15 protein-coding genes are annotated in these 15,801 nt (G+C 66.8%); 3 read left to right on the forward strand and 12 right to left on the reverse strand.

Annotated features, from left to right (window positions below):
* Window positions 1–83: 83 nt before the first annotated feature.
* Genes AC1DEM_RS14300 through AC1DEM_RS14325 form a run of 6 tightly spaced genes read right to left on the reverse strand, consistent with a single transcriptional unit; the run spans window position 84 to window position 6,079 of the window.
* Window positions 84–1,070: a Gfo/Idh/MocA family protein gene (locus AC1DEM_RS14300; protein WP_476884980.1), complete on the reverse strand. Its 987-nt coding sequence runs from the start codon at window positions 1,068–1,070 to the stop codon at window positions 84–86.
* Window positions 1,031–1,900 carry a TIM barrel protein gene (locus tag AC1DEM_RS14305; RefSeq protein WP_476884981.1) on the reverse strand — a complete coding sequence of 290 codons (870 nt, stop codon included), beginning with the start codon at window positions 1,898–1,900 and terminating at the stop codon, window positions 1,031–1,033. Before AC1DEM_RS14305 ends, AC1DEM_RS14300 begins: the two co-directional genes overlap by 40 nt.
* A complete protein-coding gene (locus AC1DEM_RS14310; RefSeq protein ID WP_476884982.1) occupies window positions 1,900–3,018 on the reverse strand; it encodes a Gfo/Idh/MocA family oxidoreductase in 1,119 nt (372 codons plus the stop codon). Before AC1DEM_RS14310 ends, AC1DEM_RS14305 begins: the two co-directional genes overlap by 1 nt.
* A gap of 30 nt (window positions 3,019–3,048) precedes the next feature.
* Window positions 3,049–3,966, reverse strand: a complete 918-nt coding sequence (locus AC1DEM_RS14315) for an ATP-binding cassette domain-containing protein (protein ID WP_476884983.1) — start codon at window positions 3,964–3,966, stop codon at window positions 3,049–3,051.
* 15 nt (window positions 3,967–3,981) lie between these two features.
* Complete coding sequence (locus tag AC1DEM_RS14320) at window positions 3,982–5,031, reverse strand: ABC transporter permease (protein WP_476884984.1); 1,050 nt, start codon at window positions 5,029–5,031, stop codon at window positions 3,982–3,984.
* Window positions 5,032–5,083: 52 nt separating this feature from the next.
* Window positions 5,084–6,079, reverse strand: coding sequence for a substrate-binding domain-containing protein (locus AC1DEM_RS14325; protein WP_476884985.1), 996 nt, complete (start codon window positions 6,077–6,079; stop codon window positions 5,084–5,086).
* A gap of 348 nt (window positions 6,080–6,427) precedes the next feature.
* On the opposite strand from AC1DEM_RS14325, the gene AC1DEM_RS14330 reads away from it, so the two are divergent.
* Together AC1DEM_RS14330 and iolB are read left to right on the forward strand one after the other, a co-directional pair.
* Window positions 6,428–7,168: a GntR family transcriptional regulator gene (locus tag AC1DEM_RS14330; RefSeq protein WP_476884986.1), complete on the forward strand. Its 741-nt coding sequence runs from the start codon at window positions 6,428–6,430 to the stop codon at window positions 7,166–7,168.
* Between the two features lie 136 nt (window positions 7,169–7,304).
* Window positions 7,305–8,201 (forward strand): 5-deoxy-glucuronate isomerase, encoded by an 897-nt coding sequence (gene iolB, locus AC1DEM_RS14335; protein WP_476884987.1) that lies wholly within the window; start codon window positions 7,305–7,307, stop codon window positions 8,199–8,201.
* An 83-nt stretch (window positions 8,202–8,284) separates the two neighbouring features.
* On the opposite strand, the gene AC1DEM_RS14340 is transcribed toward iolB, so the two are convergent.
* Window positions 8,285–9,112 carry an aldo/keto reductase gene (locus AC1DEM_RS14340; protein ID WP_476884988.1) on the reverse strand — a complete coding sequence of 276 codons (828 nt, stop codon included), beginning with the start codon at window positions 9,110–9,112 and terminating at the stop codon, window positions 8,285–8,287.
* A gap of 34 nt (window positions 9,113–9,146) precedes the next feature.
* Window positions 9,147–10,439 carry an MFS transporter gene (locus AC1DEM_RS14345; protein WP_476884989.1) on the reverse strand — a complete coding sequence of 431 codons (1,293 nt, stop codon included), beginning with the start codon at window positions 10,437–10,439 and terminating at the stop codon, window positions 9,147–9,149.
* Between the two features lie 165 nt (window positions 10,440–10,604).
* Between AC1DEM_RS14345 and AC1DEM_RS14350 the strand changes: the two genes are divergently transcribed.
* A complete protein-coding gene (locus AC1DEM_RS14350; RefSeq protein WP_476884990.1) occupies window positions 10,605–11,054 on the forward strand; it encodes a MarR family winged helix-turn-helix transcriptional regulator in 450 nt (149 codons plus the stop codon).
* Between the two features lie 174 nt (window positions 11,055–11,228).
* Here AC1DEM_RS14350 and AC1DEM_RS14355 read toward each other — a convergent pair whose 3' ends face one another.
* The 4 genes from AC1DEM_RS14355 to AC1DEM_RS14370 all read right to left on the reverse strand — a co-directional run bounded on the left by AC1DEM_RS14355 (window position 11,229) and on the right by AC1DEM_RS14370 (window position 15,770).
* Window positions 11,229–12,104, reverse strand: coding sequence for a sugar phosphate isomerase/epimerase family protein (locus AC1DEM_RS14355; protein WP_476884991.1), 876 nt, complete (start codon window positions 12,102–12,104; stop codon window positions 11,229–11,231).
* 87 nt (window positions 12,105–12,191) lie between these two features.
* Window positions 12,192–13,205 (reverse strand): Gfo/Idh/MocA family protein, encoded by a 1,014-nt coding sequence (locus AC1DEM_RS14360; protein ID WP_476884992.1) that lies wholly within the window; start codon window positions 13,203–13,205, stop codon window positions 12,192–12,194.
* A 17-nt stretch (window positions 13,206–13,222) separates the two neighbouring features.
* The gene (locus AC1DEM_RS14365) at window positions 13,223–14,134 is read right to left on the reverse strand and encodes a sugar phosphate isomerase/epimerase family protein (protein WP_476884993.1); all 912 of its coding nucleotides are present in this window, start codon (window positions 14,132–14,134) and stop codon (window positions 13,223–13,225) included.
* 103 nt (window positions 14,135–14,237) lie between these two features.
* Window positions 14,238–15,770 carry a CoA-acylating methylmalonate-semialdehyde dehydrogenase gene (locus AC1DEM_RS14370; protein ID WP_476884994.1) on the reverse strand — a complete coding sequence of 511 codons (1,533 nt, stop codon included), beginning with the start codon at window positions 15,768–15,770 and terminating at the stop codon, window positions 14,238–14,240.
* Window positions 15,771–15,801: the final 31 nt, after the last annotated feature.

Here is a 15,801-nt window from a genome sequence, read left to right on the forward strand (position 1 = left end):
TCCCGGGCATGCGATCCCGAGGCTCCGGTCAGCTGGCGGTCGGCCGCAGCAGCTCACCGGGGGCGGCGCTCACCGGGCGGCGCTCACCGGGCGACGCTCAGGGCCACGCGGACCGGGACACCGGTGGCCAGCGACTCCTGCGCGGCATCAGCCACCCGGGACGCCGCCACGGCGTCTTCCGGGGTGCAGGGGTTCTCCCGACGGCCAAGGATCAGCTCGACGAAGGCAGCCATCTCGGACCGGTACGCCGGCTCGAACCGCTCGGCAAAGGTCAGGTGCGGTTTCCCGGTGGGGAACGCGATCCCCGCTTCGGCGGAGGCGAGAGCGGCCTTGTCGTCCAGACCCACCATCAGCGAACTCCGGGAGCCCTGGATTTCCAGCCGGACGTCGTGGCCCGCCCCGTTGTAGCGGGTGGCAGACACCGTTCCAACGGTGCCGTCGTCGAACGTCACCAGCGCGAGGGCCGTGTCCACATCGCCAGCCTCGCCAATGGCCGGATCCCCGTTGTTGGAGCCCTTGGCGTAGACCTCGACGATTTCGCGGCCCGTCAGCCAGCGCAGGATGTCGAAATCGTGGACCGAGCAGTCCCGGAACAGCCCGCCTGAACTGGCCAGGAACTCGACCGGTGGCGGCGTCATGTCGCAGGTGACCGCGCGCAGGGAATGGATCCAGCCCAGCTCACCGGCCTGGTAGGCGCGGCGGGCCTCCAGATAGCCGGCGTCGAACCGGCGCTGATGCCCGATCTGCACCACGCCCTGCCGGTCCCGGATGTAGTCGAGCACTGGCAGGGCATCGGCCACGTTCAGGGCCACGGGCTTCTCGCAAAAGACCGGGATCCCGGCGTCCACACCCGCCTTGATGAGCTCGGGGTGGGTTCCCGTTCCGGTGGCGATGACGAGGCCGTCCGGCCCGGAGCCAAGGAGAGCCTGGGCCGACGGCAGGAATTCGGCGCCGAGACCGGAGGCCACCGTCCGGGCATGCTCTTCGGCGACGTCGGTGAGCCGGAGCCGGACGTTGATGCCCTGCGGGTTCAGGACCTCGTTGAGGGCGGCGATGTTGTTGGCGTGCATGACGCCGATTCGCCCGACCCCGACGAGTCCGAGCACGACGTCCTTCGTGCGGCTGCCTTTGCGGTCACGGTGAACGCTGAACGGAAGGCCTCCAGGGCCGCATAACTGTCGCCACTGGCCCACGCTTCCATGCCCACGGTTCCTTCATAGCCTGCGTCCACGAGCGCCCTGGCGACGGCCGCGTAGTTGATTTCCCCGGTGCCGGGTTCACAGCGGCCGGGAACGTCGGCCACCTGGATTTCGCCAAGGTACGGCAGGGCGCTCCGGACGAGCTCCACCAGGTTCCCTTCCCCCATCTGGGCGTGGTACAGATCCAGCATGAGCCTGGCGTTAGGGTGCCCGGCGGCCTGCACGAGCGCCAGCGTGTCCTTGGCACGGGCCAGCGGGATGCCGGGGTGGTCCCGGATGGTGTTGAGGTTTTCGAGGCAGAACGTCACGCCGTACTTTTCACCGAGCTGCCCGAGCCGTTCCAGGGTCCGGGCGCCGGTGGCCCACATGTGGCCGCTGGACCGGTAGACCGGCCTGGCCGCGCGGCCGTCGACGAGTTCCGCCGGGTGGACCACCAGCCGGCTGACGCCAAGCTCCCGGGCGGTTGGAATCAGGGACTCGGCAGTCCGGACCACGTCGTCCGCCGTATCCGGATCCACCAGGCTGCCGGAGGTGTATCCGGTCATGGAGGAAAACACCGCGCCGGTGGCCTTGAGCGCGCCGATGTCTTTGGACCGCGAGTCCCAGAGTTCGACGTCGAAGCCGGCGTCGTGGAGCCGGCGCACACGCTCCGTGAACGGCAGGTCGGTGAAGACCATTTCAGCGCAAACGGCGAGCCGCATCAGAGGACCGCCTTCTCGTTGACAGCCACCGGCGTGCCCTGCTTGACCGACTCGATGCAGGCCAGCGCCATGGCCAGCGCGCGCCGGGCGTCAGAGGCTCCCGGGGTGAGGCTGAAGGGCTTCGGCGCCGGCTCAGTCTTCGATTCGGACTCTGTTCCGTCACGCCGGCCGTCCCGCTGGGCGCGCACGGCGTCCGCGAAGTCCACGAGCTCGTCAGTGTAGGCCTGCCGGAAGAGCTCGACGTTCAGCCGTGGCGTGTCGGCAGACATCCCCTCGGCGGTGAACCGGCGGGCGGTGGTTTCGGTGGCGCGGCCGGCCTGGACCATGCCCTTGGAGCCGAAGACCTCCCCGCGGATGTCGTAGCCGTACAGCGCGCTGAAGTTTGCCTCGGCGACGGCGATCGCGCCGTTGCTGTAGCGGATGGTCACGACGGCGGTGTCCAGGAACCCCTTCTCGCGCAGGTCCGGTTCCACGAGCGCGTCAGCGACGGCGTACACCTCGACGGGCTCGGCGCCCTCGTTGAACCAGTTCAGGGTGTCGAAGTCGTGGATCAGGGTCTCCAGGAAGATGGTCCACGCCGGGATCCTTGCGGCGTGGCCTATGCTTCCGGTGCCCGGGTCCCGGGTCAGGGAACGCAGCAGTTGCGGCTCCCCCGCGATTCCGGCGGCAAGGTCCTTCTTGGCTGCTTGGAAGTCCGCGGCGTACCGGCGGTTGAAGCCGATCTGGAAGTGCACCCCGGCAGCGTCGACGGCGGCCAGGGCCGCGTCGAGCTCCTCGAGTCCCAGCCCTGAGGGCTTCTCGCAGAAGACGTGCTTCCCGGCGGCTGCGGCCTGGCCGATCAGGGAGGAGTGGAAACGCGCCGGGCTGGCGATGACGACGGCGTCAATCTCCGGGTCGGCCAGGAGATCGGCGGCGTCGGCGGTCACCTTCGCGGCGCCCAGGGCACCTGCCAGCGCCCCGGCGGATTCAAGGTTGGGATCGGCGATGGCGGCAAGGACGGCGCCGGGGACACGGCGGGCGATGCTCTCGGCGTGGAAGGCGCCCATCCAGCCGGAGCCGATGAGCCCGATCCGCACTGGCTGGGCGGCGTCGGACGCGTTGCGGTTGAGGTAAGCCAAAGGCTTGTCCTTTCAGGTTTGGGACGGCAGTTATTCGTAGGTCTTGCCGGTCGTCTGGGACACGTCGGCGACGTCGCCCTGGACTTCCTTGACGATGTCGCCGTGGCCGCCGAGTTGTTCGAGTTCGTGGGCGAGTTCGGCGAGTTCGGCGCCGCCGGCCATTTGGGCGGTGAGTTCGTCGAGGGTGATGTCTTTCTTGTCGTAGTAGCCGATCGATTTGCCGCGTTTGAGCAGCAGGAAGCGGTCCCCGACGGGGAAGGCGTGGTGCGGGTTGTGGGTGATGAAGATGACGCCGAGGCCGCGGTCGCGGGCCTGCAGGATGTAGCGCAGCACCACGCCGGACTGCTTCACGCCCAGGGCCGCGGTGGGCTCGTCCAGGATCAGGACCTTCGCGCCGAAGTACACGGCCCGGGCGATCGCGACGCACTGGCGTTCACCGCCGGAGAGCTGGCCGATGGGCTGCTCCACATCGCGCAGGTCGATGCCCATCGCGGCGAGTTCCTTGAGCGTGATGTCCTTCATCTTCTCGACATCCATGCTCTTGAACGGGCCAAAGCCGGAGGTCAGTTCGGAGCCGAGGAAGAAGTTCCGCCAGATCGGCATCAGCGGCACCACCGCGAGGTCCTGGTAGACGGTGGCGATCCCGACGTCCAGGGCGTCCCGGGGCGAGGCGAATTTCCGGTCCTCGCCCATCACCTTCAGCACCCCGGCGTCGTGCTGATGCAGACCGGCGATGATCTTGATCAGCGTGGATTTGCCGGCGCCGTTATCGCCCAGCACGCACGTGACGCGGCCGTTGTCCACGGCCATCGTGACGTCGGACAGGGCGATGATATTGCCGTAGTGCTTGGCGACCCCGTCGAGGGAGAGCAGGTGCACGGGGGTGTGGGTGAGGGGGTCCTGTTCGTTCTGCAGCAGGGTCTGCTGGTCGATCTCTTTGGCATTCATGGTTCTCTCCGGCCCTTACTTGAGTTCCGCGCGGCGCTTGACGATGAGGTTGACGATGGTGGCCAGCAGCAGCATCAGGCCCAGGAAGAACTTGAACCAGTCCGGGTTCCACTGCGCGTAGACGATGCCCTTGTTGGCCATACCGAAGATGAACGCGCCGATCGCGCCGCCGATTGCCGAGCCGTAGCCGCCGGTGAGGAGGCAGCCGCCGATCACCGCGGCGATGATGTAGAGGAACTCGTTGCCCACGCCCTCGCCGGACTGCACGGTGTCGAAGGCGAAGAGGTTGTGCATGCCCAGGATCCAGGCGCAGAAGCCCACGGCCATGAACAACCCGATCTTGGTGGCCTTGACCGGCACGCCCACGGCGCGGGCCGCGTTCGCGTCCCCGCCGACGGCGAAGATCCAGTTCCCCACCCGGGTCCGCATCAGCACCCAGGTGGCCACCGCGACCAGCGCGAACCAGATGAACACCGTGATTTTGACCTCGACCCCGCCGATGTTCACGGAGGACGCGAAGACCGCCCGGGCCGAGTCGAAGCCGTCCATGTTGGCGATCGAGGGTGAGGAGACCGAGCCGCCGATCAGCCGGGTCAGGCCCAGGTTCAGGCCGGTCAGCATCAGGAACGTGGCCAGGGTGACGATGAAGGACGGCAGCTTGGTCTTGATCAGGATCCAGCCGTTGATGAAGCCGATGGACAGGGAGACCACCAGGGCCAGGCCGACGCCGACCCAGACGTTCGTGCTGAAGTTCCAGCTGAACAGCGACGCCGTCAGCGCCGAGGTGATCACCGCGACGCCGGTGGAAAGGTCGAACTCCCCGCCGATCATCAGCAAGGACACCCCCACCGCCATGATCCCGATCGTGGAGGAACCGTACAGGATGGTGGCCAGGGCACCGGGCTGGGTAAACGTCGGGGACACCAACGCGAAGAAGATGAAGAGGACGATCGCGCCCACCAGGGCACCGACCTCGGGACGTCCGAGAAGTTTCTGGAACGGACTGCGCTTGGCGACGCGCTCATCGGGCGCCGCTGACTCTGTCTTGGTCTGGGTGACGGTCATGAGAATTCTCCTTGCTGCCGGGCCGGCATACACCGGCCCGGCCAGCGGGCTTTTAGCGGATACCCTGCTGGGCGAACTTCAGGACATCGGCCGCATTTGATTTGTCGACGATCGCGGGACCGGTCAGGACAGGCTGGCCGCCGCCGATGCTGAAGCCGCCGCGCTTTTTCTGCCACAGCGCGTCAATAGCGCCGTAGCCTTGCAGCCACGGCTGCTGATCCACGGTGAACAGAACTGCACCATCCACGATCTTCTGGGCGAGTTCTGCGTTCAGGTCGAAACTGGCAACCTTGGCAGAGCTGCCGGCGTCAGCGACCGACTTGAGGAGAGTCAGGGTGATGGGTGCGCCGAGGCCGATGATGACGTCGGCGTCCTTGGACGCCTGGAGCTTGGCAGTGGCGGTGGACTGAACGGAGGTCATGTCCTTGCCGTCGACGTAAAGGATCTCCGTTCCGGGCACCTTCGCCTTGACGCCGGCGCACCGGGCTTCAAGTCCGACGTGGCCCTGCTCCTGAATCACGCAGACCGGGTGCTTGAAGTTCTCCGCCGCGAGCCGGGTGCCGACCGCCTCACCGGCGAGCTTTTCGTTCGAGCCGAAGTGCGTGAACGCCCCCAGCTGCGCAGAGACATCCTCGCCGGCGTTGAGGCTCACAATCGGGATTCCGGCGTCGGTGGCCTTCTTCAGGGCGTCTTTGAGGGCTTCGGGCTTGGCGAGCGTGACCGCGATGCCGTCGACTTTCTGGTCGACAGCCTGCTGGATGAGTTGGGCCTGGCGCCCGGCTTCCGGATCGGACGTGTAGAGAAGCTCAACGTTGTCCTTGGCCGATGCCTCCTCGGCGCCCTTGCGAACAATGTCCCAGAACGTGTCGCCCGCTGCGGCGTGGGTAATTAAGGCGATCTTAATCCGTGGCGTCGAGGCAACCTGGCCGCCACCGGCTGCATTTCCTGTGTCAGCGGGCTTGCCGCCGGTGCTGGAACACGCGCTCAGGGCCAGCATGGGTACAACGGCCGCCACGAGGGTCGCTTTCCGCCACGAGAACTTGGTCACGATCAATCTCCTTCGATTCCGGGCCACGCCGGCCGCTTCATCGCGTCGGTCTGTGAGCCATCTACCACCGATCATGGTGACTCCAATCACAGTTGTCAATAGTTTGTCCTGACATTAGGATGTTTTGACGTAACGCAACGTGAAGAGATGGCCAAATTTGCGAACCAGAGCGTTCCCGTAGTGCCCGCCCAGCCTCTACCCTTCTGGCCCCTCAGGGCGGTCCTTGGCTCCCCGCGGCGGCCCTGCTACTATCAGAAAAAGGCAGTATGTCCTATCAAGCGAACATAGCCTGACATACGCAGACCGGCTGGCCCTTCGGCCGCCGCGGAGCACAAGGGAGCACGCCCGGTGGCGAATCAACTAAATCTGCGGATCGACCGTTCTTCCCCGGTGCCCCTGTACCACCAGGTGGTGCAGGGCATCGAGGCTGCGATACACACGGGGCTGCTGGAGCCCGGCAGCCGGCTGGAAAATGAGATCGACCTGGCCGCCCAGCTGAACCTTTCCCGGCCCACCATGCGCAAAGCCATGGATGAGCTGGTCCGCTCCGGCCTCCTGGTCCGCAAGCGCGGAGTCGGCACCCAGGTGGTCTCCAGCCAGGTCCGCCGCCCTCTGGAACTCTCCAGCCTCTACGACGACCTGACCAACAACGGCAGCAAGCCCACCACCGACGTGCTCAGCTTCTCGCACGAGGAGGCGGACGCCGTGACCCGGACGGCGCTGCACCTTCCGGCCGGCGCCAAGGTCTACCACTTCACCAGGCTCCGGAAAGTGGGCGGCAAGCCGCTGGCCCTGATGGAGAACTGGGTGCGGGACGACATCACCGCCATCGATGAGGCAAGCCTGGGCGCGCAGGGCCTCTACGCCATCCTGCGCAACGGCGGCGTGAACTTCCGCCTGGCCTCGCAGCGGATCGGCGCCATGATCGCCAACGACTACCAGGCGCCGCTGCTTGAGACCACGCCCGGCTCCGCCCTGGTCACCATGGAGCGGACCGCCGTGGACGACACCGGGCGCAATGTGGAAACCGGCCACCACGTCTACCGGGCGGATTCCTACAGCTTCGAAATGACACTGGTCCAAAGGTAAGAGTTCAGAGATAAGAGCTCAACGGTCGGCGCCGACCGGTAGGGCGTCGAGTCAGGCGCCAGCTCCGAACGCCACCGGTTCCAACCCCGCACACACACGCGCCCTCCTCCGGCGCGACAACGAAAGGGCAACTTCCATGGCCACCTGGGTCTATCCGCTCGGCACCGCAGCCGAAGGCAAGTGGGACATTTCGATCGGGACGTCAGATTCGGGACTGGAGGTGGACGGCTGGGCACACACCGGGCTGAAGGTCGCCACGCTGGCGGCCGGCGGCGCTGTCGGACTGGACGCCGCGGCGGAGGAACGCATCGTGATCCCGCTGGGCGGCTCCTTCGTGGCCACCGTGGACGGGCAGGACTACGCTCTGGCCGGCCGGGACAGCGTCTTCAGCGGCCCCAGCGATGTGCTCTACACCGGAGCCGGCAAGGCAGTAGCCATCACTTCGCCCGACGGCGGACGGGTGGCGGTGGCCACCGCGCCGGCCAAAGCCTCCTACCCGACCCGCCTCATCACCGCCGCCGAGACGCCGGTGGAACTGCGCGGAGCGGGCAACTGCTCCCGCCAGGTCCACAACTTCGGCACCCCCGCCGCGCTGGAGGCGGACCGTTTCATCGTCTGCGAGGTCCTCACCCCGGCCGGAAACTGGTCCTCCTATCCCCCGCACAAGCACGACGAGGAGAAGGACGGCGAGACCAATCTTGAGGAGATCTACTACTTCGAAACCCGTGTGACGCCCGGAGCACCGCAGCGCCCGGGCGCCGACGACGCCATCGGCTACCAGCGCGTCTACGCCTCCGACGACCGGCCCATCGACGTTGCGGCCGAGGTCCGGACCGGCGACGTGGTCCTGGTGCCGTACGGCTGGCACGGGCCTGCCATGGCCGCCCCCGGCTACGACCTGTATTACCTCAACGTCATGGCCGGTCCGGGCCCGGTCCGGGCGTGGCTCATCAGCGATGATCCGCACCATGGCTGGATCCGCCAGACCTGGGAGGGCCAGAACCCGGACCCGCGGCTGCCGTTTGGCCGCTAGGCCGCGAGTTCGCTAGGCCGGCTACCGCTGCGCCCGCTGGGCCGGCTGTCGCAGGTCCGCACAGGCCCGGATAGCACGGACGGTTAGCCGTTAAACGTGGCCGGGTCTGGTCCGGTGCGCCCGTTCCGGTCAAGGACATTCACGGCGGCCAGTTCGGCCTCGGTCAAGTCAAAGTCGAACACCTCCAGGTTTTCCCGGATCCTGGCCGGTGTCACTGACTTCGGGATGACGATCCTTCCCTGCTGCAGGTGCCAGCGCAGAATGATTTGCGCCGGGGTTCTGCCGTGCCGGGCAGCGATCTCCCTGATGGCCGGATCTGCCAGCAGGGCACCCTGGGCCAACGGGCTCCAGGCCTCCGTCGCAATGCCCTGCGCCGCGTTGAACACCGTCACGTCGTGCTGCTGCAGGGCCGGGTGCAGCTCCACCTGGTTGATGGCCGGCACCGTTCCGCCCAGGTCGATGAGCCGCTGCAGGTGCCCCGGCTCGAAATTGGAGACGCCGATGGCCCTGACCCGGCCGTCGGCAAGGAGTTTCTCAAGGGCCAGCCAGGAGTCGGCATACCGGTCCGACGCCGGCGCGGGCCAGTGGATCAGGTAAAGATCCAGGTAGTCGAGACCCAGCTTGGCCAGGCTCGCGTCGAAGGCGGCAAGGGCCGGCTCGTAGCCGAGGTCGTCGATCCAGAGCTTGGACGTGATGAAAAGGTCCTCCCGGGCGATGCCGGATTCGGCGAGCGCGCGGCCAGTTCCGGTTTCGTTTCCGTAGATGGCAGCCGTGTCGATGCTCCGGTAGCCGGCCGCGAGCGCCGCGGCTACGGCCTCGGTGGTCTCGGCATCGGGAATTTGAAAGACGCCGAAGCCCAACCGTGGCATCCGCACCCCGTTGTTGAGGACGATATTCGGGATTGAGTTCATGATGTCTCCTGGTGTTGTTGTTGTAGTCGGCCGGTCAGCGGGCAACGGCTGCCGCCTCGGTGACGGGAAGGTCTGTGCTGGTTTCCGCCCCGGCAACGGCGGGAACGGCGGGAACAGTTGATCCGCCGGTTCCCGGCAGGTCGGCGTCGTGCTTCTTTGCAGCGGCTGCCGCGAACGCCATCACCGCCAGGCCCAGCAGGGTGATTCCGGCGCCGGCCCAGATGGGGGAGGTGTAGCCGAGGCCGGCGGTGATGGTGACGCCGCCCATCCAGGCACCCAGGGCATTGCCGACGTTGAAGGCGCCGATGTTGGCGCCGGAGGCCAGGGTGGGGGCGCTGCTGGCGTACTTCATGACGCGCATCTGCAACCCCGGAACCGTGGCGAAGCCGAACCCGCCCAGCAACACCATGGAGGCGATGGTCACCGGCTGGTTGCCGGCGGTCAGGGCGAAGACCACGAGCACCACCACCAGGATGGCGAGCACTACCACGAGGGTGCGGTCCACATTCTTGTCGGCCGCCTTGCCGCCCACGGTGTTGCCGATGAAGAGCCCGAGGCCGAAGAGGATCAGCAGCCACGGGACCATGGTGGCGGAGAAGCCTGTGACCTCGGTAAGGGTGAAGGCAATGTAGGTGAAGGCGCCGAACATGCCGCCGTAGCCGAGGATGGTGACAAGGATGGAGAGCCAGACCTGGCCGGACCGGAAGGCCCGGAGCTCGCCGCGCAGGCCGCCCGAATTTGCGGCCGAACCAGGGGCAGAACCAGCTGCGGTCTCGCCTGCTCCCGTTTTCGGCACCAGGGCGAGAATGCCGGCCAGTGCCAGGACGCCAATAACCGTGATCGCCCAGAACGTGGAGCGCCAGCCCGCGGCCTGGCCCAGCATGGTGCCGAACGGGACACCGAGCACGTTCGCGGCGGTCAGGCCGGTGAACATGATGGCAATCGCGCCGGCCTTCTTGGTGGGCGCCACCATGCTGGCGGCCACCACCGCGCCGATGCCGAAGAACGCGCCGTGCGAGAGCGCGGCAATGATGCGGCCGGTCATCATCATCGAATAATCGGGCGCGAGCGCCGAGACGAGGTTGCCCGCGATGAAGAGCACCATCAGCACGGCCAGCACCGGCTTGCGTTCGAAGCGCGTCACCGCCGCCGTGAGGCCCAGCGCCCCGACCACGACGGCGAGCGCATAGCCGGAGATGAGCCAGCCCGCGGTGGCCTCGGTGACGTGGAAGTCTGCGGCCACTTGCGGCAGCAGGCCCATGATGACGAACTCGGTGAGTCCGATGCCGAACCCGCCGAGGGCGAGGGCTATCAGGCCAACAGGCATGGAGGTGCTCCTTACAAAGCTGTACGGAAAGAGATATGGCGCGTAGGCTAGTAGTTGCAGACGCGTTATTTATTGTTGCACAAGCAGATATAGCGCGCAAGCAACTATTATTTGATGTGTCCGGCAGCACCCCCGCCGGGCACGCGAGTTGAAGGGAAACACCTGATGGGCATCAAGGACGACGCCGTCGAGGTCCGGGCGCAAGGCTGGCGGACCCTGGCGGCCCTGCACGGGCTGATCGAGTCCGAGCTGGAGCGGTCCCTGCAGGGCGAGGCGCAGCTCTCCGTGGTGGAGTACACCGTGCTGGACGCGCTGAGCCGGCAGGACGGCTGGCACATGCGGATGCAGCAGCTGGCCCGCGCCACCGCGTTGAGCGCGAGCGCCACCACGCGCCTGGTCAACCGGCTCGAAGACCGCGGCCTCCTGACTCGGATCCTGTGCGCGGATGACCGCCGCGGAATTTACACCGAGCTCACCCCCAGCGGCATCACGCTGCTCGAGCAGAGCAGGCCGGTCCACGACGCCACGCTGGAGCGGGCGCTGGCCGAGGCCCAGGAGGTGCCGGAACTGGCGCCGCTGGTTGACGCCCTCCCCCGCCTGCACGCCCCGGTCTAGCGCGAGAACGCAGCAGCGCCACCATGGTCTAGCGCGCGAAACGCAGAAAAGCCCCGCCCAGCGGCGCCCAACCAGCTGGCAGCAGGGGCCGTTATGAGTCCTCATAACGGCCCCTGTTGCCAGTCACAGTTGGGTAGTGCCGGGGCGGGGCTTTCTACCGTTCGATCGGAAACGTCAACGGCTCGCCTTGGCGACGCGCTGCTTCATGGTCTCCAGCTGGTACCGGGAAACTTCGGCGGCGTTGTCGTCCTCGGCGAAGACGCTGGACACCATCACCGTGTCGTCACGGTCCAGGAAGCCGATCTCCTGCAGGCCGCCGAAGAACTCGTCCCAGTTGACGTCGCCGTCGCCGATCTTCAGGTGCTGGTGCACCCGGACGGGGTTCCCGGGCGGGTTGGTGATGTACCGGAGCCCGTGTGAGGCGTGGTGGTCCATGGTGTCGGCGACGTGGACCAGGCGCAGCTTGTCGCCGGCGGCCCGCATGATCTCCAGCGGTGCGTTCTTCATGTGGAAGCTGTGCGAGGCCACGTAGACCAGGCCCACATTCTTCGAGTTCAGCCCGCGGATCACCCGGATCGCTGCCAGGCCCTCCTCGACGAAGTCGTCCGGGTGCGGGTCGATCAGCAGGTCGATCCCCTCCCGCTCGATGATGGGGAGCAGTTCCTCCATGGAGCGGTAGAAGGCCCGCTCGGATTCCTCGGCCTTTTCCGGCCGGCCGCTGAACTCGGTGTTCATGGTGCTCACGCCCAGGTCCACCGTGATCTGGATGGCGCGCTTCCAGTAGCGGACGGCGGCCTCCCGTGCGTCCTCATCCGGCCCCGACCAGCGCAGCACCGGCAGCACCGAGGCGATTTCTATGTCCGCGTCGTTGCAGGCCGCCTTGAGCTGGCCCACGAGCTCGTCGTCGGCCTTCGGATGGTTGTAGAACGGGATGAAATCGGCGTGCGGGGTCAGCTGCATGTACTTGTAGCCGAGGTCGGCCACCACGCGCGGAAACTCCAGGAGTCCGTGGCTGTGGTGGAACGGGGTGGGGTCAAGGGCGATTTTCACGTTAAGCACTCCATGGTGGATCTGGCGGGCGTGCAGCCGGCCGGCGCTTCGTTCTTTGCAGGAGAAGGCGGCCGGCCGGCAGGGTTCCTAGCGGTAGAGCGCGGGCTTGGCGTTGAGCTTCACGGCGACCTTTTCGCCGTTCTTCTGCGCCTCGACGCCTGCCTCGCAGCATGCGGCCGTGGCGTAGCCGTCCCAGGCGGTGGGGCCGCCGATCTCATCGCGCAGGGCGGCGTCCACCCAGGACTGGATCTCGACGTCGTACGCTGCACCGAAGCGCTCCTCGAAGCCGGGGGTGACCTCGCCGCCCCAGCGGCCGTTGCTGCGGGTGTAGGGGCCTTTGTCTCCGCCGATGCTGACGATGCCGTCCTCGAAGGAGGCCTGGGTGGCCACCTCGTAGCCGAACTTCGCGTTGACGTAGATCTCGACGTCGGCCAGGACGCCGGACTCGGTCTCGATCAGCACGTGCTGCGGGTCGTGCTGCCCGGCCGGCGCGTTCCGCGTGGCCTTGCCGAGGCGGACCTGGACGGACGTGATTTCCTCGCCGGTGAAGTAGCGGATGGCGTCGAATTCGTGCACCACGGAGTCGTTGATCAGCATCTCGTTGGTGAAGCCCGCCGGGGTGGTGGGGTTCCGGTGCTGGTGGTGCAGCATGAGCAGCTCGCCGAGTTCGGAGTCGCGGATGATCTTGCCCAGGGCGGCGTATTCGGCGTCGAAGCGGCGCATGAAGCCGACCTGGATGCGCTTGTGGCCCAGCTTCTGCTCTGCCTCGACCATCTTCCAGGAGGACTCGGCATCCGGGGTGAGCGGCTTCTCGCACAGGATCGGGATGTCCTGGGCGATTGCCTTGAGCAGGATGTCCTCGTGCAGGAAACCGGGGGTGGCGATCAGTACGGCGTTGACGTCGCCGTTGTTGAGGGCTTCCCCGGCATCTGCGAGGGCGACGGCGCCGGGAATGCCTTCGATGGCGGCCTGCGCCCGGGCGAGGTCGACGTCGACGACGGCGGCGACTTCAGCGCCGTGGATGCGGGTGTTGAGCCGCTGGATGTGGTCTGCGCCCATACGGCCGGCGCCGATGACGGCCACGCGGAGGATCTTTGTCATGGTGGTTTCCTTCGGTTCTAGTTGACGGCCGTGCGGGAGCCGCAGGAGAGCAGGTAATTGCGGGTGCGCTTGGCGATCGGCATCGGGACGTCGAAGGCCACGGGGTACATGTCCTGTTCCACAATGCCAAAGATCGGCCGGTTCAGCGCCTCCACGGCTTCGATGACGGCGCGCAGGTCCGGCAGGCCGTTCGGCGGTTCGGTCATGACGCCGGCCAGGTTGGCGGCGGCCCAGGTCATGTTTTCCGCGTTGACCTTTTTGAGGATGTCCGGGTTGATCTGCTTCAGGTGCAGGTAGCCGATCCGGTCCGGGTAGTTCTTGATCAGGTCGAGACTGGAGGCTCCGCAGTATTCGGCGTGGCCGGTATCCAGGCAGAGGTTGAGGTACTTGGCGTCCGTGGCGGCGAGAAGGGTTTCAATGTCCTTCTGCGCGCCGACGTGGGAATCGGCGTGCGAGTGGAACTGTTGCTTCAGGCCAAAGTCCTCCAGGAGCGTCTTGCCCAGCCGGTTGTGGCCGGCGAAGAGGTCGCTCCAGGCCTTGTCGCTGAGTGTCCTGCTTTCCACGGCTTCCCCGGTGACGTCGTCGCGCCACATCGCCGGGATGACCACCATGTGTTCCCCGCCCATCGCGGCGGTGAGTTCGGCGACCTTGCGGGCCGGTTCCCACGCTGTGTCCCACTGATCCAGGCCGCGGTGGAAGGCGGTGAAAACGGTGCCGGCCGAGATCTTGAGGTCGCGCTGTTTGAGCTCTTCGGCGAGGCGTGCCGGATCGGTGGGGAGGTAGCCGTAGGGGCCCAGTTCGATCCATTTGTAGCCGGATTCGGCCACCTCGTCGAGGAACCGCTCCCACGGTGTCTGCTGGGGGTCATCCGGGAACCAGACACCCCAGGAGTCCGGCGCGGTGCCGATGATCAGCTTGTTCTCAGTCATGTCGATTCCTTCTCATCGGTTGCTCCACAGGTGCCGTTTTGGACGCTCAAAACGACGGTTACGGAGCAGTCGATCGTGGTTGGTCGAGGCGTCAGTTGCGCAGTCAGTTGGACGGGAAGTTGTAGGAGGCGCCGGAGGCGTGGGTCGGTTCGGGCCAGCGGGAGGTGACCACCTTGCCTCGGGTGTAGAAGGAGACGCCTTCGGGGCCGTAGATGTGCTTGTCGCCGAACAGCGAGGCCTTCCAGCCGCCGAAGGAGTGGTAGGCCACGGGCACCGGCAGCGGGACGTTGATGCCGATCATGCCCACGGTGACGGAGCGCTGGAACTTCCGGGCCGCGGCGCCGGAAGAGGTGAAGATCGCGGTGCCGTTGCCGTAAGGGTTGGAGTTGATCAGCGCGATGCCGGCATCGAGGTCCTCCACCCGGACCACGACCAGGACGGGTCCGAAGATTTCCTCGGTGTAGGCGGTCATTTCGGTCTTGACATGGTCAAGGACCGTGGGGCCGACCCAGAAGCCGTCCTCGTGGCCGGGGACCACGAGGTCGCGGCCGTCCACCACCATGGCGGCACCGGCGGTTTCGGCTTCGGTGACGATCTTCACGATCCGTTCCTTGGACGCCGGGGTGATGACGGGTCCCATGTCCGCGTCCGGTTCGGTGCCGTTCTTGACCTTGACGGCCAGGGCGCGCTCTTCGACCTTCTTGACCAGCAGGTCTGCAGCTTCGCCGACGGCGACGGCGACGGAGATGGCCATGCAGCGCTCGCCGGCGGAGCCGAAGGCCGCGGCGGCGAGGTGGTCGGCGGCGTTGTCGAGATCGGCGTCGGGCAGGATGATCGCGTGGTTCTTCGCCCCTCCCAGGGCCTGGACGCGCTTGCCGTGGGCGGTGGCGGTCTCGTGCACGTAGCGGGCGATCGGGGTGGAGCCGACGAAGGAGATGCCGTCCACGTCCGGGTGGGTCAGCAGGCCGTCGACGGTTCCCTTGTCGCCGTGCAGGACCTGGAAGACGCCGTCGGGCAGGCCCGCGTCCTTCCACAGCTTGGCGAGCAGCATGGAGGCGGAGGGGTCGCGTTCGGAGGGCTTGAGGATGAAGGCGTTGCCGGTGGCGATCGCCATCGGGGCCATCCACAGGGGCACCATGACCGGGAAGTTGAACGGGGTGATGCCGGCGACGACGCCGAGCGGCTCGCGGAAGGAGAAGACGTCGATGCCGGTGGAGACCTGGTCCGAGTAGTCGCCCTTGAGCAGCTGCGGGATGCCGCAGGCGAACTCGATGACCTCCAGGCCGCGGCCGATCTCGCCCTTGGCGTCGGAGAGGACCTTGCCGTGCTCGGCGGTGATCAGTTCGGCGAGTTCGTCCACGTGGGAGGCGACGAGCTCACGGAACTTGAACAGCACGGCGGTGCGCTTGGCCAGGGAGATGTCGCCCCAGGAATCGGCGGCGGCGCGGGCGGCGGCGACGGTCGCGTCCAGATCCTCGCGGTTGGCCAGCCGCAGCTCGCCCGAGACAGCGCCGGTGGCGGGGTTGTAGACGGGCTGGGTGCGGGTGCCCACGCCGGCGGTTTCCGCGCCGTTGATGAAGTGCTGGATGGTTTTGGTGCTCTGGGTCTGGGTGGTCTGGTCAGTGGTGGCAGTCATGGGACTCTTCCTTGAGTGATTGAAGTTCGAG

This window comes from Arthrobacter sp. 05T420, from assembly GCF_056396305.1.